Source organism: Thermostichus sp. MS-CIW-36, assembly GCF_054059035.1.
This window is the reverse complement of sequence record NZ_JBSSBR010000045.1, coordinates 1-17,804: the sequence shown is the minus strand read 5'-3', so window position 1 is coordinate 17,804 and position 17,804 is coordinate 1. Positions and strand designations below refer to the sequence as shown.

Genomic DNA, 17,804 nt, shown 5'->3' with positions numbered 1-17,804 from the left:
AATCCCAGGGGGTTCATCCAAGTTGATGACTATCAAGACTGGCAAGGGTGTGCAAAGGCTGTCCATGACTTTGAGCAGGAGCTTGGAGTTTTCTTCCGGCTGCACAGTGTAGCTGAACCATATGGCTGGAAGCCAGATAGCCTAGAGGTTCAGGGTTGGCCTAGTGCTGTATGGTTAAGTCCCTCTGAGAACTGGCCGGTAATCACAGATGGTTTGATACAAACCTCCAAACCACAAGGGATCCGCCTGAGCAAGATCAACGTGGGCCTTTTCCCCTACTGGGAAATGGAGACAGAGCAGCTTATCCAAGAACTGGAGGGCTTGCTGGAGCCAATTCTGCGCAGTCCTCAGCCAGAAGACTATGCTCTGATCTTCCTAGGGGATCCGGATCCGCAACTGGCCAATCAAACTCTGGAGATAGCTGCAGGCAACATAGCTCTCAGGCTCATGGAAGAGGGGTTAGAGCTCAGTAGAGAGCCGTTCTGTTCAGTGGTAACTGGCTTGAACCCCTATCAATGGGAGAGACTTATTCCCCAACTCAACTATCGCTATCCCTTGAAGCGGGAGCGCTTTCCCAAGGGATTACGGCCTGCTATTCAAAAGCTACCTGTGTTGCTGTTGGCCTCCTAGGGATCCATCTGTTGTCTTGAGTTACTTGGCTGTCTACAGGGCGTCTGGATCTACCCCTAGCTCTCGTAGCTTCCGGGCCAGGCGCCCTGCCCGTTGTTCGGCCTGCTCAGCCCTTTGCTGCTCCAGTTCGGCCTCGGTGGGTACCAGTTCCCCAGCAGCAGTGGCCCAGCGAATCCAGGTGGCCTCGATGTCCCGAAACCTGCCCTCCCACTTCACTAGGTACAATCCCAAAACCTCGCTCGGCAAGCAACCCTCGGCATCCTCTTGAATTGGCTCATAGCGGCCGCCCCTTAGCCGAAACCCCGCCCAGTCTTCTGGATCAAACGGGTCAAACCAAAAGTACTCCGGCACCCGGATAATCTGCTCATAAAGTTGCTTTTTGCTTGTTTTATCCTCCTGGGCAGTGCTGGGAGAAAGAAGCTCAATCACCACGTCCGGCCCTTTGCCCTGCTCCCAAATCACCCAGCTTTTGCGCTCGCCTTTAGGCACGCCCAACACCACAAAATAATCCGGCCCTTTGAAATTGCGGCCGCTGGTCTGCTCCAAGCTGTAGTAGAGAAACATATTGCCACCGACAAAGCCATCAGGGCGCTGCTGCAACCAGGTTTGGGTAGTGGAGATGAGCAAGTCCATCTGGCACCTGTGCCGCCAGCTTTCCATAGGTTCGCTGTCGTCGTAGGGGAGCTCGTCTTGGGTGGGGGGCAACTCGGGTAGATAAACCGGATCCAGCACCTCAGTAATTGGGTTCGGGTTAGCTTATGGGGGTGTGGGGGTAGCTAAGCCCCGCACTGTACCCGTAGGGTCAGTGCCGGGATACAGATACCCCCACATGGTGTATGATAGGAGTAGTTGCACAAAACGGCTTTTGCCGGAATCTGGTGCAACTACGCGGTAGGACATTCCGTGTCTGCTCGTGGAGGGTTCTTGCGTAGGCTCCCCGATGAAGCGAGAAGCCCGCTCCGTACTGCCAGCAGTCGGGGTCGGGAGTATGTCACTCATTGCCAGTTCTCCTCTCTTTACCCTTACAAGGTATCGGGATCCACCCCCAGCTCCCGCAGCTTCTGGGCCAGGCGCTCTGCTCGCTGTCGCTCTTGCTCAGCACGTTGGCGCTCGATTCTCTCAGCTTCTTCAGGAGTAGGCACCAGCTCCCCATTGGGGAAAAAGTAGCGCAGTTGTTGGTTATGGATCCCCAGATACAGCTCCAGCATCTCGCTCCAGCGCCAGCCCTGCTCCGTTGGCTCAATCTCCTCGTACTTCTCCCCCCTCAGTCGCAAACCCATAAACTCCTGCGTCTCCGGAGAATAGTAAAAGTACTCCGGTGTCCTGAAAATCCTTTCGTAAAGCTCCCGCTTCTCACCCCGATCCACTTTGGCAGTCGATTCCGAAAGCAGCTCGATGATCAAGTCCGGGTATTTGCCACCTTCTTCCCACACCACCCAAGAAGGGCGGGGGCGGTTTTCTACCCCTTTGACCAAAAACAGATCTGGCCCGCGGAAGTCTTTATTTTTGAGTTGCTCTCGGCTGTAGTAGACGGTGAGGTTCCAGGCGAGGAAGTAGTCGTTGCGGTCTTGCCAGAGGCGGGCGAGGCAGCTGACCAGAATCAAAAGCTGCAGGGCATGCAGGGAGTGTTCCATTTCGGGTTCATCGCTGAGCAGCCCCTGGGCTGAGGGCATGAGCTCCGCCAGTTGCTGGCGGGTGAGGGGAGTAATCTTTTCCTCGGCTTTCTCTTGGAGTTTTTCTTGGGCCAGCATTTTTGCACTCGGGGCAAGTGAATTAGCTGTAGGCTAACCCATCGATAGAACCACCGGCAGGTGCTCTGCTTCAGGCCGACAGGGTGATAACAGGAGCGTTCTACTAACTGAAAGGCATAATAAGAGATGTAAACTTCTCCTTTTGTCCGCATGTCTTTCTGGAAACTTTTGGTGGTGATAGCGGTGCTGCTTTTCGGCTTGGCAAGCGGGATCCCCACCTTACAAGCGGCCACCCTGAGTGGATCCCCCTACAATCGCGCCCAACAGGAAGTTGTGATTGCAGCTAGCCCAGACCAGGTGTTAAAAGCGGCTGAGCAAGCCTTTCAAGTTTGGAAGCGGGGGGAACTGGTCTCTGTGGATGCTGAGGCGATGGAAGTGAAGGGGATCTCCCGCACCAACTTTTTTAAGTTCGTGGACGATCTAACGGTTTCGCTGTCGCCAATAGAAGGGGATCCTGGCCATACTCGTCTACACATTACTTCCGAAGGCCGTGTTGGGGAATATGATTTCGGCGGCAACCGGCGCAACATCAACGAGTACCTGAACACTTTGCGGTCGTTGCTGGAGCAGAGCTAGGGCCGACAGGACAAGGCGGGAGACTTATGTGGATCCACGTCTTTTGCCGTCTCTTATGATTCCTCGTTCTGTTCCAGCTTGGCCACACGAGCTTCCAGCTTGCGCAAGGTACGTTGCAGCTCAGGCAAGTGCCGCTGGACGGCCATGCTCTTGCGCCATTCGGCAATGGGTTGGTGGGGGTAGCCGGCCACCGTTTGACCAGCAGGGATATCGCTGGTTACACCTGTCTGGGCGGCTACACGCACGCCATCGCCGATGTGAAGATGCCCGGCCAAGCCACATTGCCCGGCCAAGATGACGTGGTGGCCCAACTGGGTGCTGCCGGCAATGCCCACCTGAGCGATGATCAGGCAGTGGGATCCCGTCCTCACGCTGTGGCCAATTTGCACCAGATTGTCGATCTTGGTGCCCCGGCCAATGCGGGTTTCCCCAACAGCAGCCCGATCGATGGTGGTGTTGCTGCCTACCTCCACGTTGTCTTCCAGCACCACTCGGCCCGCCTGCAGCATGCGCCGCCAGGAGCCATCTGCCAGAGGAATGTGGCCAAAGCCGTCGTCGCCGATAACAGCGCCGCTGTGGATCAGACAGTCGTCGCCAATTTCTGTGCGCTCGTGAATAACGCAGTTGGCGAAAAGCTGACACCGGGATCCAATCCGCACGTGGGGATAGATGGTGACATTGGGGTGAATTTGGGTGTGGTCGCCAATTTTCACTCCCTCCATCACCACCGCGTGCGGCCCGATGGCCACCCCCTCCCCCAGCTCGACGCTGGAATCGATCACAGCGGTGGGGTGGATGCCAACGGGCAGGCGGTAGGGTTGGTAGAACAGCTCAATGGCCTGGGCAAAGAGCAGACGGGGATCCCTGCCCCGCAAGCAGGCAATGGAACAGGGCAAAGCCAGCCCTTCCTCCACGATGACGGCGCTGGCCTGGGTTTGCTCCAAGAGAGGTAGGTAGCGGGCCTCGCTGAGAAAGCTCAGCTCCCCTGGGCGAGCCTCCGCCAGGCTGGCCACGCTGTGAATTTCCAGGGTGGGATCCCCCTCGTAGGCACACCCCAATTTTTGGGCAATTTCCTGTAGCTGCATTGGGGTTGACATCCTGATACATTTACGCTGAACACTGCTGAACATCACTGTTCAACTATGCAGCGATAGCATTCTGTTTGTTTCCAAACAGAATGGCGGTATCCCGCAAAGCTTTGAGTAGAATACCCAAAGCGCAGTTTCCGTGTCGTCTTACTACCAATTTTCTGCTTTGCTTTGGCTACCATGTTGGCAGACTCGAAAGTAAACAGAAAGATCAACTGGTAGTAATCCGTACTGAACATGTTATACATTATTTTCAGTATAGTTGAGCTTATTATTGACTAGAGTCATGCTCTACGATTGCGGCAGCCGCACGTCCATCACGGTGCCGCGCAAGTTGTAGTCAAAGGTCTCTAGCTCTAGGGGAACACCGATTTTGACGCGATTGTTGCCCAGGACGATGCCATTCTCCGTCCGCTGGCCGCGCCCTCGCAACGTAAATACCAGGTCGAGGCGATAGGCTTCGGGATCGGGCAAGTTCTGCACCCGCCCATCGGGGAAAACCACTGGCACCGTACGGCTGACATTTTCCACTCGCACCACCTCCACCTGGCCGTAGGGCTGGTTGCGGATGATCAGGTCAGCCTTCTGCCCCGCCTGAAAAGGTTCCATAGAGCGGCTGCTGATCCCGCGCACGATCATATCCACTTCCACCGGCAGCGTGGGGCCACCTCCCACCTGGACGACACTGCCCGCCTGCCGACCCGGAAAGAACAAGACGGCGACAATGGCCACCACCACAATTGCCAGAGCTCCCAGATCCAAGAGGCTGACCTTTCCCAAAAGCCGCCCCTGCTCGTCAATGAGCCGCATATCACCTCTCCTCGCACACCCTGTCTTGATTCTAGGCAGGTTTGTTCTCCAAGTGGCTTTCTCGCCCTAAGGGATCCAGGCTAGGGCGCTGCTGCCCAGCGGTAGGCGGCGTTCCCGCCAGCGGTGCGAACCACTTTGTCCATCAGGAATGGGCAGCCCGTCCTGCAAATCCACCAACCACACTTGCGAGGCCATGATGGCTTGCCCGCTACGGCTAAGGGGAGCCGAGGGATCCGGGATCCCTGGGAACGGTTCCAAGAGCGTGTAGGCCAGCATGCGTCCATCCGGGGAAATGCTGAAGTCCAGATCGACGGGATAGGTGGCTCGAACCACCTCTATGGCGTTGCCTGCTTCAGTGCCGAGCGTTATCGCCAGCAGGCGGGGCGACTCGGTGTAGCTGGGGGAGTCCATCGCGACCTCGCCAACAGAATAATGCTCCGCACCGCTAACGTGAGAGACCTCACTGACCAAGGCGTAGAAGATGGGCGCCCGCGGGGAAAAAGCCCCTTTCAGGATGGATCCCTGGGTTCTCAAAATCTCCTCGCTGTTGCCGGTATTGCTGACGATGGAGAGGCTGCGGGTGTAGTCGGGATTGAAGCGCAGCAAAGCCCCGAAAGCCCCATCGGGGCGGATGGCTAAGGTTTGGCCGAACTGGGCTAGAAAGCTCTCCGCTGCCGCCCGTGGATGCAAGGGTACGATCCCCACCCCCTGTCCCTGCGAGATGAGCAGGCTGCTCTCATCGGGGCTAATGAAAAAATCTCCCCCCACCGCCGTATCCAGCTCTAGACGTTCAAAGGGATCCCGGCTCGTTTTCTGGATCCACAGCTCCGTCTGGACGGCAGCCATGGGATCCCGTTGCAGCGGGATCCGCTCTGCCACCACCAGTTCCCCCGTCGGCGAGACTTGGAAGCGCAGGTTTTGGTAACCCTGATGATCCAGCAGCAACCGCGAAGACAGATCCTCCAGATCCAGCCGGTACAGATCCTGGTGCTGTAGGTTGGTGGCCGTGGCGAAATAGTACACGAAGCGGCCATCAGCACTGGGCTGCATTTGGGTTACCTTGACCCCAGCTGGAGTCAGCAGAGTAGCGGCTCCCGTCTCCAGGTTGAACAGAAACATTCGCCCTCGCTGGGCAGGTTCGGTGCTGATCCCCAGCAACTGCCGATCCGGCGTGCGGAATTCCCCCTCAAAGGGCTGGGCCATGGGCTGGCCCCGTTCATCCACGGCTGCCTGCAGGCGCACCCGGTAGGTCTGGCCGTAAGGGGCTGGTTCTGTCAGCGTCCAAAAAAAGCGGCGACCCAGCTTGCGCATTCGGCCTGGCAGAGGGGGCTGGATCTCCAAATGCTCTTCAACACTGACGGGATCCATCGGGCGGTTGAAGGTGAGCACCATCTGCACTTCTTGCGCCCCCACCCGTTGCTGTTGCCAGTTAAAGTCCCGCACGTAAGGAGCTGTGTGGTTGCCCAACACCACCAGGATCACCCCGATGGCCAGGTTGCAGAGGGTGATCCCGGCCACCCAGCGATCCAGAGGCTGTGGGAACCACCGCGTCAGGGTTGCGCGCCAGTAAGATCCCGACCGGGCAGACATCTGACTCATAGGTTACAAACAACAGACAGGTATGGGCAGCCAGAACTTGGGGAGCATGACTCTAGTCAATAATAAGCTCAACTATACTGAAAATAATGTATAATGTGTTCAGTATGGATTACTACCAGTTGATCTTTCTGTTTACTTTCGAGTCTGCCAACATGGTAGCCAAAGCAAAGCAGAAAATTGGTAGTAGGACGACACGGAAACTGCGCTTTGGGTATTCTACTCAAAGCTTTGCGGGATACCGCCATTCTGTTTGGAAACAAACAGAATGCTATCGCTGCATAGTTGAACAGTGATGTTCAGCAGTGTTCAGCGTAAATGTATCAGCTGCCTATTGCAGCATCAAAAAAAGAAAGTCTTCTAGGTTGGTTAGGAAGGTCAGCACCTCAGCGGTTGTTCGTTCTTCATCTGGGGATCCCAACTGGACGGCCTGTTGAATCAGCTCTCGAACCGGCGTTGGTCCTTGAAGCAGTGGCGCCAACCAGCTCACTTTCTCGGCAGGGATGCTGATCCGCCCGTGGGTGGCCCCTGTCCACTGCATTTCGTAGGGCCGCTTCTCTTGCAGGGCTTTGCTGTACTCCTGGCGAAAGCGGGGGTTGTCCATCAACAGGGGATTGAATTGTACGGATCCCGACAGCCAATCTTCGTCACTCCAAGGCAGCACCGGCGAAGAGCCGGCATGCTCCGCCCAAAAGTCGATGAGGCGATGGACAGGGCGAAGGAGTTCATACAGATGCAGCCGCTCCATGATGCTGAGGGTTGCCAACCGCTGCCGCACAAACTCAGGCACCTCTTTAAACAAAGACTCCACCGACCAGTCGGGCCTATCCACCAAGCTCAAAAAGCTCAACCCCGCCTGCTGCAACATGCGAAACAGGTCGGGGATCGTGAACCCCTTGTCGTTGGAGAGTAGGTAATTATTCATAATGGCCGCATCTTCGGCATAGTTGGCCGGGTTCCAGAGCACCGCCTGGGCCACTTCTTCCCGAAGGGATCCCATGAACTCCCGCACATTCTTGGCCCCTACTGCTGGCGGAACGTCAAATTGCCCCACCTTTTGCAACCCCTCTTGCAGGCGGAAAAACACCTGCCGTTGATAGCGGCTGTGGAGATTGGCCCGGATGATGCCATCGGGCTTGAGGACATTTTTCATGGCCCGCAGGCCCTCGGTGGGATCCTCCAGCAAATACAAAACATCATTGAGGCTAATGAAATCGAATTGGATCCCCAGACGCTCCAGCTCCAGCAGATTGAGGACATAAAATTCGGCATCTGTGAAGCCGTGGTGGCGCAGGCGTTCCTCGGTAAGCTTGACCGAAGCCGGAGACAGATCACAGGCAACAATCTGGGCCCCTGGATTGGCCTCGGCCATCATCAACGTTTCCCAGCCGGAGCCACAGCCGGCATTCAACAACACCTTGCCCTCTGGCGGGACGATGGTATGGGTGCGCAGGTACTGAGCCGTGGTATAGCTCATCTTGAACATCTCCGGCAGGGCATTGCGAGCCGTCTGCGAGAGGGGCACATTGGGGTAGGGCAGAGCCTCGTAAAGGCTCAAGGCTCGTTCCGAAGCGGAGAGGGCAGAGCTGGCCATGGGCAGGGGAAAGGCTCAACGGTTCAACTTATGATTGAGTGTAGCCCTGTTCGCGACAGCCTCAGGGATCCGCAAAAAACTTGCCATGGCTACTGCTTCCTTGCCCCGTCGTCGCTCTCGCTTCTCCCTGGCAGGCACTCTGGCCGCCGTTGGGGGGGCGTTTCTGTGTGGGATCCTGGTGGTGCGGCTGCAGTTGCCGATGCTGGAGCGGATCAATCTGGGAGAATTGGAAAATGCCGAGGCCCGCAAAAACCGCAACATTGCCCTGGCCAATACGCTGGGGTGGCTGGGCTACCGCAACTTGGGGGCTTCCTGGCTGTGGCTGGAGCTGATCCAGTACTACGGGGATGCACCGGCTCGCACCCTGACTGGCTATGGCCTGGCCTACGACTACTTCGATCACATGCTGCGGCTGGATCCCCATTTCCTCTTGGGCTACCGGCTCTCTAGTTTGGTGTTGGCCTATCGGGCTGGCCAGCCGGAAAAAGCCGTCGAGATTTTGGATCGCGGCTTGCAGCAGTTCAACCCCCAAAACAACCCTGACGCCTGGCGACTTTATGTGGATCGCGCCCTACTTAACTTTATGTTTCTGAGGGATGCGGAAGCGGGCCGCAATGACTACTACCAAGCCGCTGCCTGGCGAGAGCAGGTGGGCCTGCCTGGAGATGAATTTCGCCAGTTGGGGGATAACATTGCCCGCAGCCCCCTCAGCCGCCGTTCCCAATTCGATGTTTGGCTGAGCGTGTTTAACTCCACCACCGACCGGGATACCCGCCTGTACGTCCTGGAACAACTGGTCCAGTTGGGTACCGTGCTGCAAACGCTGCCCACCGGAGAGATCGAGATCCTGCCCCCTCCTCTGCCCGACTTCCCCGACGAAGAACCCTATCGCTTGCGCCTGTGATTTGATCCGGGGGACAAAGATTGCGCCCTAGGGCTGTGACGTTGCCCCAGAAGGTGAGCTAAACTCTAACCCAAATTAAGCCAACCCAACGGGCCGACTCTTCAAGAGCCGCAGCTTTCCGCTGGAATCCGCTGGAAAAGTTTGCCTCTCTCACGTGGAGAGTAGCTGGCCCTGCTGACTTTGCAATGAGAAATTGCAATGCGAAAACAGTGGCCAGCCCCGTAGCAAGTCCTGGAGACGGCCTGGGGTTCCGGTTGGTTCCCGAAACTTCCCTATCTTATTATTTCTTAACTTTTGTTCTTGTTCTGCACAATAGGAGTGACCCCCATGACCTCAAGAACTTCCCTTCTGATGACTGTGGCTGTCCTTTCGGGCAGTTGGCTTGTTCTTCCAGCGGCAGCACAATCTTCCGGGACGGCCCGGGTGCGGTCGGTGGTAGATGGGGACACCTTTTGGGCGGACTTGAACGGCAGGCCAACCCGTTTCCGTCTGGCCTATGTGGATGCGCCGGAGCTGACCCAAGGGCGCTGGGGGCGGCTATCCCAAGAGGCTTTGCAAAACTTGCTCCCGACGGGATCCCTGGTGCAGGTGGATACCCTCTATGTCACACCGGAAGGGCTTCACATTGCCCAGGTGTACAACGCCGATGGTTTGGTGAATTTGGAGATGTTGCGCCAGGGTCAGGCGGTGGTTTACGAGCGCTTTTTGCACGGGGCCAATCGGCAACGCTACCTAGAAGCCCAAGAGGCGGCCCAAGCGGCGCGGTTAGGCTTCTGGCAGCAACGCAATCCGGTGATGCCTTGGGAGTTTCGGGAGACGGCCACGCAAACCTCGGCCTTTGCGGGGGTCAATGTTTTGGATGGTTCTTTGATTCGTGAAAATCCGGCGGCGGCTGCGGGTGTGGGGATTGCTACTGCGGTGGTGATGGTGGGTCTGAGCAAGGTGCTGTGGAGAAAGCCCAGCCGACAGAGGGTGAGCATCCGGCAGATGGAGCGGGATCTGAAACAATTGCAGCGCAGCCTGACCACAACCCTGGCCAGTCGCAAGCAACTGGAACGGCGGTACGACGAAATTTTGCAAAAGGCCGAAGATTGGTTTGTCAGGGCTGAGAAAGCCAGCCAACAGAACCAGGATGACCTTGCCCGCGAGGCTTTGGTTCGGCGCAACCAGCACATGAGCGCAGCAGAAGCGGTTCGCAAATCTTTGGATGAAGTTGAAGCACAGGTGGCAACCCTTCGCGAAGGCATTTCCCGCCTGGAAAGCCAGATCTCGATGGCCAAGCTGGAGCGGGAGATGAACAACTAACGCCAACGCGATCCAGCCCAACTCTTCCTTGGGAAAGGGGATCCCCGGATCCCCACAGTCGGGCTAAGGCAAGGACGGGGGCAGACTTTGCAGGATGGTGCGGACGACTGCGGCCGAGTTGAGCGCTGCTGTTTGAAAAAAGCTCAAGAAATCCGTATCGTCCCCTGCATCGCTAACCGAGCGCACCAGCAAACAAGGGATCCCGGCTTCTTGCGCTACTCGCACCACGGCTGCCCCTTCCATCTCCACCACCAAAGCGCCGGTGCGTTCTCGGATTTGTCGGCGTAGGTCTGCGTCGGCCACAAACACATCGCCGGTGGCCACCAAGCCTTGATGGATGACGGGATCCCGGCCTTGTAGGGGGTGGAGAGGGATCCGCTCGGGATGGGCCACAATCAGGTCGTAGAGAGCGCTATCGGCTTCTGCCAAGGGGTGGCGCAACTCGGGAATAAAGTCGATCCCCAAGACAAAGCCCTCGGGTCGTCCGGTGCCAAAGTCGTGCTCAATCGCCGCATGGGCCAGCACCACATCTCCCATGTGCAGGTGATCGGCCAAGGCCCCGGCCACACCGGTAAAAATGATCCCCTGCAAAGGGAAATGGGCCACCAACAGAGCCGCCGTGGTTGCCGCCCGCACCTTGCCCACCCCACCTTGTACCACCACCACCGGTTGCCCCGCCAGGGATCCCTGGTGGAACTGTCGCCCCAGATGGGTATGGATGGAGCAGGTTTCCATTGCTGCGGTGAGCATGGCCACTTCCTCGGGCAGGGCTCCAAGAATACCAATGGCTTTCTGGGGGAGATGAGATGGAGATTCCATAGAGCTTCCCTCAGGTTCTTCGAAAGACTTTTGAACAGGCTCTCTCTCCAGTTGGCGGGGGGGGATCGCTTGCCCTCACCTGTCCGGCCACTTAGTGAACCATTGCCAACGGTTTCATTCTCGCCTGAGTTGAGGATCCCAAAGCGATGACCGGATAGGTCGGAGTCTTAGGCGGTATAGCGGTATAGTTGAGGTGGTTGGATAGGGAATAGGGGGAAGACCATGGTCTACAGTGAGCCGCTCATGAGCACCTTTAACCCTTCGCCAGAGGTTTTTCCAGAGCCCCTTCGCTGCGTTGAGGTTGTCTCGGCGGTGGTTTCCAGCCTCAAGGAGGATGCCGCCTACGAGAACCACGAGCAAGGTCACACCTGGAAATTCACCTACGGCACGGCAGAAGTGTTCGTCCATCTGAGCGGCGAATCCCCAGAAGACACTCTTTTGGTATGGTCTCCCGTTCTCTCTCTGCCGGTGGCAGAACCGGCCAAGCTGATGCAGAAGCTCCTGGAGAAGAATTGGAGCGACACCCTAGAGGCGCGCTTTTGCATCTGGAACAACCAGGTGGTGCTGAACCACTACCGCACCTTGGAAGGGATCACAGCGGGCGAAATTTCCCGGGCCATCACCATTGTGGCCAGCTTGGCCGATGAATATGATGAGCCCCTCCAGGCGGAGTTCCCCAAAGTTTAAGGTCTGGCTTTGCCAGGATGGGATCCCAGGGATACTGGCTCCCCTACCGCGTGGCCTCTGGGGCCCGGCAAATGGAGCAGGATGCCTGGCTTCTGCAGCGGCTGCGCCATGACCCTCACCCCTGCCTGCGCTTTTATGGCTGGGATCAGCTTACCCTCTCGCTGGGACGGCACCAGGTTTGGCCAGATCCCCTGCCAGGGATCCCGATTGTGCGCCGACCCACGGGGGGAAGGGCGGTGCTCCATCAGGCGGCTGAGGATGCAGCAGAGCTGACCTACAGCTTGGTGTTGCCCCTTTCTTACTTGCAAGCCAGGTTGCCCAGTTTGCAGCGGGCCTGGGTGTACGACTTCTGTTGCCGCTTTTGGGTGCAGGGGTTGGCGGAGCTGGGCATTGCCATAGATGAGCCCGCTTTTGCTCACGGCCGAAGCCACCGGGATCCCGGCTACCGCAACAAGACCAGTTGCTTTGCCTCCCGTACCCGTGCTGACTTGAGCTGGCAGGGCAAAAAGCTGATGGGCAACGCCCAACTGTGGCAACCTTGGGGGATCCTGCAACAGGGATCCCTCCTATTGCAACCCAATCTAGAGCTGTGGGAACGGTATCTGCCCGGCTCGCAGGTGATTGGTATCTACGACATTTGCCCCACGGCGCCAGGGATCCCTGCTTTGATCGAACATTTTCTCCAGGCCGCCCGGGAGTGCTTTGAAGTGGAATGGCAAGAAGAAGCCTGGCTCCCTTGGCCGGACTGAGGGCCGGTTGCTGTTAACAATTACTAGCAACAAGAAGCGGCTTGTCTCAACCGTTCCCCAACTCCCCTCTCTCCCTGGGAAAAGGACTGCCAGTCTAGCCGAGACAGCTGTGCTAGAACCTAGGCAGCGCTCAGCCAGGTAAGCCATGCCGAAAGTTTGGGCGGCAGTTTTGCTAGTTGTATCCCTGGTGCCGCAGCCCGCTTGGGCCATTACCCTTGAACAAGTGCCCAACCCCCGCCGTCAGTATGGAGGGTGGGTTTCCGATACCGCCAACATCCTCAGCAGCAGCACCGAAAACGAGCTCAACCGTCTTATCACTCAGCTTGAGCAGCGCACCAGTGCCGAGATGGCGGTGGTTACCGTGCCGAATACTCAGGGATATGCAACACCAAAAGACTTCACCACGCAGCTATTTAACGCAGCTATTTAACTACTGGGGGATCGGCAAGGCAGGCCAAAACAACGGGGTTTTGTTTCTCATCTCGGTAGGGGATCGGCGGGTGGAAATCGAAACGGGCAGGGGCCTGGTCGCTATCCTCCCCGACAGCCGAGTCCAGCAGATTATCGACCAGCAGATCCTGCCTCGGTTTCGCAATGGGGATTTTGATGGCGGCACTCTGGCGGGGGTGCGGCAGTTGACCTCGGTGTTGCAGGGCCAGCCCGTTGCAAATGTTCCTGCGGCAGCTTCTGGAGTTACCACCTCAACGATTGCAACTTCTTCTGGGGCAGTGGCCCAGGGCATTGATTCTTCCCTGGTGGAAGGGATCCTGCTGCTGCTGGGGATCATCATTTTGGGACTGGGGTGGCAGCGCTCTCGCATGCCCGTCTCTCTAAGGGCTGAGCGAGGGGGAAGACAAGTCCTCTCCCTGACACGCAGAGATCCAAGAACAGGTGCTGTGCTCTCTTCGGTTCAGAGCGACCCCATTCGTCTCTTCCTCTATTCGGGATCCCTCTGCCTTGGCGTGTTCCTAGGATTGTCCAGCGGCAACTGGCTGGGGTTCGCTCTGCCGGTTGTGGCTGCTATGGCCACTGACGGCACCTTGGGCCGGAAGCGTGGGATCCCTTTTCAGCCAGTGGTCTGTCAAGCCTGTGGTCGACCCATGCGCCCAATCCAGCCCCAGCTTCTGGATAAGTACCTTCCCCAAGAGCATCGCCTGGCCAGGAGCCGCGGCAGAGCTCGCTACTACGGCTGGTTTTGTCCTACCTGTCAAGGAATAGCTGTGGTTGTGCGCGAAGGCACGCTCTCCCGACACCTTTACTGCCCTCGGTGCCAAGCCCTCACCCTCGACCTCACCACACAGGTTCTCAGGAAAGCCACCTATGCCTCCAGCGGTTTGAAGTTGGAGATCCTGACCTGCCCGATTTGCCAATACCGCCGTGAGAGAGAAGTTGTGATCCCGCAGCTCAGTAGGGATTCGAATAGGAGTTTCGGGGGTAGGAGTTTCGGGGGCGGCAGAAGCAGCGGCGGCGGAGCGGGCGGCAGTTGGTGAGACCCAACTCTAGAGATTTCTCTATCGATCTGAAAAAGGAGTCGGGCTTCTCTTAAATCCGCCAGGACAGTACAGTGGTAAGGGAGCAGCAATAGAAACTGGCTAAGGACGGATCTCTCATGACCCTCGGAGAAGGCGTACAACTGGTTACGTTTGTGGTGCTATCGGCGATGGCCATTGGCTTCGCGCTAGGCGTGGTTTGGGCCCCCAGCATTGTCTATTCCGGTTTTCTGCTCGGGGGCGTTTTCCTGAGCATGGCCGGGTTGTATCTCCTCTTGAATGCCGATTTTGTGGCCGCAGCCCAAGTTCTGATCTACGTCGGCGCGGTTAATGTGTTGATCCTGTTTGCCATCATGTTGGTGAATCGGCGCTACAACTTTGCTCCTCTGAAGCTGGGCTGGCTGCGCAACGGAGTGACGGCGGTGGTCTGTTTGGGTCTGTTTGCCCTTCTAGCCGCGATGGCTTTGAACACCCCTTGGCCGCTGCAGCCGATCCAACCTTTGAGCAGTGTGTTGGTGATCGGCGGCCACTTCTTCAGCGATTATCTTCTGCCTTTTGAGCTGGCTTCTGTTTTGCTGCTGATGGCGTTGATTGGGGCCATTGTCTTGGCGCGGCGGGAGTTTGTTCTTCCCCAAGCCGGAGAAGGGGATCTGAGCTTGCTGGAGCGGGCCCGACCCCAGCTGGAATCAGAGTCAGAACGACCGGCAGAGCTGGTGAGCACCCGCTAAAGCTGACTGCTCTCGGCCATAAAACCTAGAGCTTTCCCGAGGCCCCTGTCATTGTGTATCTACATGGAGCTCATCGCGATGTTGCAACTGCAGTTTTTCTTGGTGGTGGCAGCGATTCTTTTCTGCATTGGTATTTACGGATTGATTGTGAGCCGCAATGCGATTCGCGTCCTGATGTCGATTGAGCTGATGCTCAATGCGGTGAACCTGAACTTCATGGCTTTCTCCAACTTTGTCGATTCAGCGATGATTCGCGGCCAGGTGTTCTCGGTGTTTGTCATCACTGTGGCGGCTGCCGAGGCCGCAGTGGGCTTGGCCATCGTGCTGGGGATCTACCGCAACCGCGCCACTATCGATATGGAGAGCTTTAACTTGCTCAAGTGGTAGACTTTTTCGATTGTTTAGTTTGTATCAAGGCAAGGCTGGCTAATTCAAGTGAAGGCCAGAATGCCTGAGTAGAGCAAAGCTCCCAAAACAGGCAGGAAAACCAGCAGACCCAGCCAGCGGGATTTATTCAGGCGGGGTGGAATGGCAAAGATCACCCAGATACCGAAGATCAAGTTGACTAGGGGAATGAAGAAGAGGATCACCCACCAGCCGGGTTTACCAGCAGCTCGACACATCACCCAGATGTTAGCAATCGGGATCCAAGCTAACCAAGCATTCGGCACGTTTAGCTTCTCTCCAATCACCATTAAGGTGTAGCTAAAGAAGGCGTAAAGGGCAACGGCAATCAGCCCTGGTAAAAGCTCATCCATCGTGACCCTCCCACATATTTTTTTGATATTTGCGAATGTCAACTCACTTGTCTCCAGCGTCTCTTTGGTGTCAGAGACAACCCTCGAATCTATACAGCTATAAGGCCAAACCGCAAGAAAACCAACTTTCCAAAGCTGTTCAGGAGCTACTCTGATCCCGCCCACAAAGTTAGCCAAAAGGGATCCCGTTGTCCAGACTTATCTGTCAAGTTTCATCAAGAATTCTGTCAAGTTTCATCAAGAATACAGATCTGACGAATAATCTCTCAAGCACGGGGGGGCAACGGCGGGCATTGGATCCCGGGAACCAGGGATTCCAGCAAGCCGCTACAGGCATCCCAGAGCAGCTCGATTACATAATGGAATCCAGCCTCACCCCCGTAGTAGGGATCCGGAACTTCTTCGTCAGAATGAGAGCGGCAATAGCTGCACATCAGGCGCACTTTCTCGGCATATTTTCCCTGGGGATCCAAGCTGAGAATGTCGCGGTAATTTTGTCGATCCATAGCCAGGATCAGGTCAAACTCGCGCAGGTCGGCAGGTCGAATCTGGCGGGCCTTGCCTTGTAGCTCTAGGCCATAGCATCGGGCTGCTTGTTGCATGCGCCGATCTGGGGGGCTGCCGATGTGATAGGCTGCCGTACCTGCTGAGTCGCAGATAATTGCTTCCTTATGGCCGCTGCTGCGCAAAAGGTGATTGGTGATGCCCTCAGCAGTGGGAGAGCGACAGATGTTGCCCAGACAGACAAACAGAAGCTTTTGGCTCATGACAATCTCAACAGCAGTAGAGAACTCCTCTCACCTTATAACAATGCCCATCTAATCTAATGGTTCTTTGGTCTGAGCATAATAGTTCTTCGTTCTGAGCGCAGAAGAGCACAGACGGCAACGAACGGTGTTTGCGAGCCAGTCTCATCTGCCACTGACGGGAACAGAGCGGATCCCATGTGCTGGCCCACCACGGGATGTATTCGCTCACAGCAGCAGAGTGGAGTCCTCCCTCATTTTCCACCAAGTTTCCCACCAAGAGCCGCTGCAATGATCTAACAGCAGCTATTGGGAAGCCTGTCGCTTTGAGCATCACAGGTCTAATCGAACCGACAAGGGATCCCCAGGCATTGCTGCAGCAGCTTCAGGTATTCTTGTCCCTCCATGAGAAAGGCACCAAAACGGGCCAGGTGCGGGTTCATCAACTGAGCGTCGAAGAGGCGAAAGCCCCGCTCTCGCAAGTGCTCCACCAACTTCACCAAGGCCACCTTCGAGCCGTTGGGGATGCGGTAGAACATCGACTCGCCGATAAACGCTGCTCCAAGGGCAATACCCAGGATCCCGCCTGCCAAGGTCTCTCCCTGCCAGGTTTCAAAGCTGTGGGCAAAGCCAGACCGGTGCAGAGCTGCGTAAATCTGCTTCAGCTCGGGGCTAATCCAGGTTTGGGGACGAGCGGCACAGCCCTCTACCACCTGCTCAAAAGCGCAGTTCAGCCGCACCTGAAAGCGACCGCTGCGCACCAAGGGCCGCAACGAACGAGGGCAGTGAAATCGCTCATCGAGGGGGATCACCGCGTGCTGGTCGGTGCTGTACCAAGCCAGGGATCCCGCCTTTTCGTCGGCCATCAGGAAGTAGCCTTGGGCATAGCCTGCCAGAATGGTGGCCAGATCCACCTGCATTGCCTCAGTTGCGCTCCTCAAGATTGCCATTCTGCAGAGAGGCTGGCAAAATCCCCCCGATTGGCCCTGGGGTGACAATCCACACAGGCGCTCACCCGCACAGGAGTGGGAAACTCCACTTGCAGATGCAGGGCACGGAAATAGCGAGAATCTGCCAAGCGATAGGGCACCTGTTCCCCCTGTCGCAGGGGCCGGGAGTTGGGCCGCAAATAGCCCCAGGCCAGTTGTAAAGCCACACCGCTCAGGGGCTGGATCTGCTGGCCATAGTGGTTGGGATCCTGCAGCAGCCGTCGCCAGGTTTCGGTGGGCAACACTTGGGCGGGCAACGCCACATGGCAACTGCCACAACTGCGCACATATTGAGCTTGCTCCAGTTGGGCTTGAGTCAGGCCCTGCTGGGCTTGTGCTCCCAGGTTCTGCGCTGATCCCGCCAGCAGGGATCCCATAAACCCGGCCAGGATGACTACCATGCTGCAAATCCAAAACCGCCGGCGTCGTCCTTGCAAAGGAGCCATGCTCTCACACCCACTGCCCATGCTTTCCCACTCTAGACCCACTCTAGGTCGTGTTGATCTTATGTTAGGATAGAGAGAATAATTTATAGAGGAAAGAGGATGAAGTTGGTTTTTTTAGATGAAAACAAATGGCAGAAG

Annotated in this window: 20 protein-coding genes and 1 pseudogene; 10 read left to right on the top strand and 11 right to left on the bottom strand. The window is 56.9% G+C overall.

Features of this window, described 5'->3' with window-relative positions:
- Positions 1-630 (top strand): annotated as a pseudogene (locus ACVWVQ_RS13530) (macrocin O-methyltransferase); the annotation flags it as partial.
- A gap of 33 nt (positions 631-663) precedes the next feature.
- Here the strand turns inward: ACVWVQ_RS13530 and ACVWVQ_RS13525 are convergent.
- Both ACVWVQ_RS13525 and ACVWVQ_RS13520 read right to left on the bottom strand, forming a co-directional pair.
- Complete coding sequence (locus tag ACVWVQ_RS13525; RefSeq protein ID WP_457466570.1) at positions 664-1,362, bottom strand: Uma2 family endonuclease; 699 nt, start codon at positions 1,360-1,362, stop codon at positions 664-666.
- A 290-nt stretch (positions 1,363-1,652) separates the two neighbouring features.
- A complete protein-coding gene (locus ACVWVQ_RS13520; protein WP_457384496.1) occupies positions 1,653-2,381 on the bottom strand; it encodes a Uma2 family endonuclease in 729 nt (242 codons plus the stop codon).
- Between the two features lie 150 nt (positions 2,382-2,531).
- Between ACVWVQ_RS13520 and ACVWVQ_RS13515 the strand changes: the two genes are divergently transcribed.
- Entirely contained in the window at positions 2,532-2,957 is a 426-nt protein-coding gene (locus ACVWVQ_RS13515) for a DUF1499 domain-containing protein (RefSeq protein WP_457466571.1), read from the top strand.
- A 53-nt stretch (positions 2,958-3,010) separates the two neighbouring features.
- Here the strand turns inward: ACVWVQ_RS13515 and lpxD are convergent, their stop codons facing one another.
- The 4 genes from lpxD to ACVWVQ_RS13495 form a co-directional block, all read right to left on the bottom strand.
- Positions 3,011-4,042, bottom strand: coding sequence for a UDP-3-O-(3-hydroxymyristoyl)glucosamine N-acyltransferase (gene lpxD / locus ACVWVQ_RS13510; RefSeq protein WP_457466621.1), 1,032 nt, complete (start codon positions 4,040-4,042; stop codon positions 3,011-3,013).
- 294 nt (positions 4,043-4,336) lie between these two features.
- Entirely contained in the window at positions 4,337-4,855 is a 519-nt protein-coding gene (locus ACVWVQ_RS13505; RefSeq protein WP_457384493.1) for a DUF4330 domain-containing protein, read from the bottom strand.
- 66 nt (positions 4,856-4,921) lie between these two features.
- On the bottom strand, positions 4,922-6,445 hold the full coding sequence (locus ACVWVQ_RS13500) for a hypothetical protein (RefSeq protein WP_457384492.1): 1,524 nt from the start codon (positions 6,443-6,445) through the stop codon (positions 4,922-4,924).
- A 337-nt stretch (positions 6,446-6,782) separates the two neighbouring features.
- Positions 6,783-8,045 (bottom strand): class I SAM-dependent methyltransferase, encoded by a 1,263-nt coding sequence (locus ACVWVQ_RS13495; protein ID WP_457508972.1) that lies wholly within the window; start codon positions 8,043-8,045, stop codon positions 6,783-6,785.
- 85 nt (positions 8,046-8,130) lie between these two features.
- On the opposite strand from ACVWVQ_RS13495, the gene ACVWVQ_RS13490 reads away from it, so the two are divergent.
- The gene (locus ACVWVQ_RS13490) at positions 8,131-8,949 is read left to right on the top strand and encodes a hypothetical protein (RefSeq protein ID WP_457466573.1); all 819 of its coding nucleotides are present in this window, start codon (positions 8,131-8,133) and stop codon (positions 8,947-8,949) included.
- A 327-nt stretch (positions 8,950-9,276) separates the two neighbouring features.
- A complete protein-coding gene (locus ACVWVQ_RS13485) occupies positions 9,277-10,254 on the top strand; it encodes a PspA/IM30 family protein (RefSeq protein ID WP_011432908.1) in 978 nt (325 codons plus the stop codon).
- A 63-nt stretch (positions 10,255-10,317) separates the two neighbouring features.
- Here the strand turns inward: ACVWVQ_RS13485 and ACVWVQ_RS13480 are convergent, their stop codons facing one another.
- Positions 10,318-11,073 (bottom strand): 5'-methylthioadenosine/adenosylhomocysteine nucleosidase, encoded by a 756-nt coding sequence (locus tag ACVWVQ_RS13480; RefSeq protein WP_414357952.1) that lies wholly within the window; start codon positions 11,071-11,073, stop codon positions 10,318-10,320.
- Between the two features lie 222 nt (positions 11,074-11,295).
- On the opposite strand from ACVWVQ_RS13480, the gene ACVWVQ_RS13475 reads away from it, so the two are divergent.
- The 6 genes from ACVWVQ_RS13475 to nuoK all read left to right on the top strand — a co-directional run bounded on the left by ACVWVQ_RS13475 (position 11,296) and on the right by nuoK (position 15,114).
- Positions 11,296-11,760 (top strand): YbjN domain-containing protein, encoded by a 465-nt coding sequence (locus ACVWVQ_RS13475; protein ID WP_414328810.1) that lies wholly within the window; start codon positions 11,296-11,298, stop codon positions 11,758-11,760.
- A 17-nt stretch (positions 11,761-11,777) separates the two neighbouring features.
- On the top strand, positions 11,778-12,509 hold the full coding sequence (locus tag ACVWVQ_RS13470; protein WP_011432905.1) for a lipoyl protein ligase domain-containing protein: 732 nt from the start codon (positions 11,778-11,780) through the stop codon (positions 12,507-12,509).
- Between the two features lie 145 nt (positions 12,510-12,654).
- The gene (locus ACVWVQ_RS13465; RefSeq protein WP_457508970.1) at positions 12,655-12,939 is read left to right on the top strand and encodes a TPM domain-containing protein; all 285 of its coding nucleotides are present in this window, start codon (positions 12,655-12,657) and stop codon (positions 12,937-12,939) included.
- Positions 12,890-13,999 carry a TPM domain-containing protein gene (locus ACVWVQ_RS13460; protein WP_457508968.1) on the top strand — a complete coding sequence of 370 codons (1,110 nt, stop codon included), beginning with the start codon at positions 12,890-12,892 and terminating at the stop codon, positions 13,997-13,999. The genes ACVWVQ_RS13465 and ACVWVQ_RS13460 overlap by 50 nt, the downstream gene beginning before the upstream one ends.
- 119 nt (positions 14,000-14,118) lie before the next feature.
- Positions 14,119-14,727 (top strand): NADH-quinone oxidoreductase subunit J, encoded by a 609-nt coding sequence (locus ACVWVQ_RS13455; protein ID WP_011432903.1) that lies wholly within the window; start codon positions 14,119-14,121, stop codon positions 14,725-14,727.
- An 81-nt stretch (positions 14,728-14,808) separates the two neighbouring features.
- Entirely contained in the window at positions 14,809-15,114 is a 306-nt protein-coding gene (gene nuoK / locus ACVWVQ_RS13450) for an NADH-quinone oxidoreductase subunit NuoK (RefSeq protein WP_414328814.1), read from the top strand.
- A gap of 44 nt (positions 15,115-15,158) precedes the next feature.
- Here the strand turns inward: nuoK and ACVWVQ_RS13445 are convergent, their stop codons facing one another.
- The 4 genes from ACVWVQ_RS13445 to ACVWVQ_RS13430 all read right to left on the bottom strand — a co-directional run bounded on the left by ACVWVQ_RS13445 (position 15,159) and on the right by ACVWVQ_RS13430 (position 17,621).
- Positions 15,159-15,485, bottom strand: a complete 327-nt coding sequence (locus ACVWVQ_RS13445) for a DUF5684 domain-containing protein (protein WP_011432901.1) — start codon at positions 15,483-15,485, stop codon at positions 15,159-15,161.
- A gap of 266 nt (positions 15,486-15,751) precedes the next feature.
- Positions 15,752-16,252: a low molecular weight protein-tyrosine-phosphatase gene (locus ACVWVQ_RS13440; RefSeq protein WP_011432541.1), complete on the bottom strand. Its 501-nt coding sequence runs from the start codon at positions 16,250-16,252 to the stop codon at positions 15,752-15,754.
- Between the two features lie 320 nt (positions 16,253-16,572).
- Positions 16,573-17,151: a leucyl/phenylalanyl-tRNA--protein transferase gene (gene aat / locus ACVWVQ_RS13435; protein ID WP_457508974.1), complete on the bottom strand. Its 579-nt coding sequence runs from the start codon at positions 17,149-17,151 to the stop codon at positions 16,573-16,575.
- 17 nt (positions 17,152-17,168) lie between these two features.
- On the bottom strand, positions 17,169-17,621 hold the full coding sequence (locus ACVWVQ_RS13430) for a hypothetical protein (protein WP_457508966.1): 453 nt from the start codon (positions 17,619-17,621) through the stop codon (positions 17,169-17,171).
- Between the last annotated feature and the right edge of the window lie 183 nt (positions 17,622-17,804).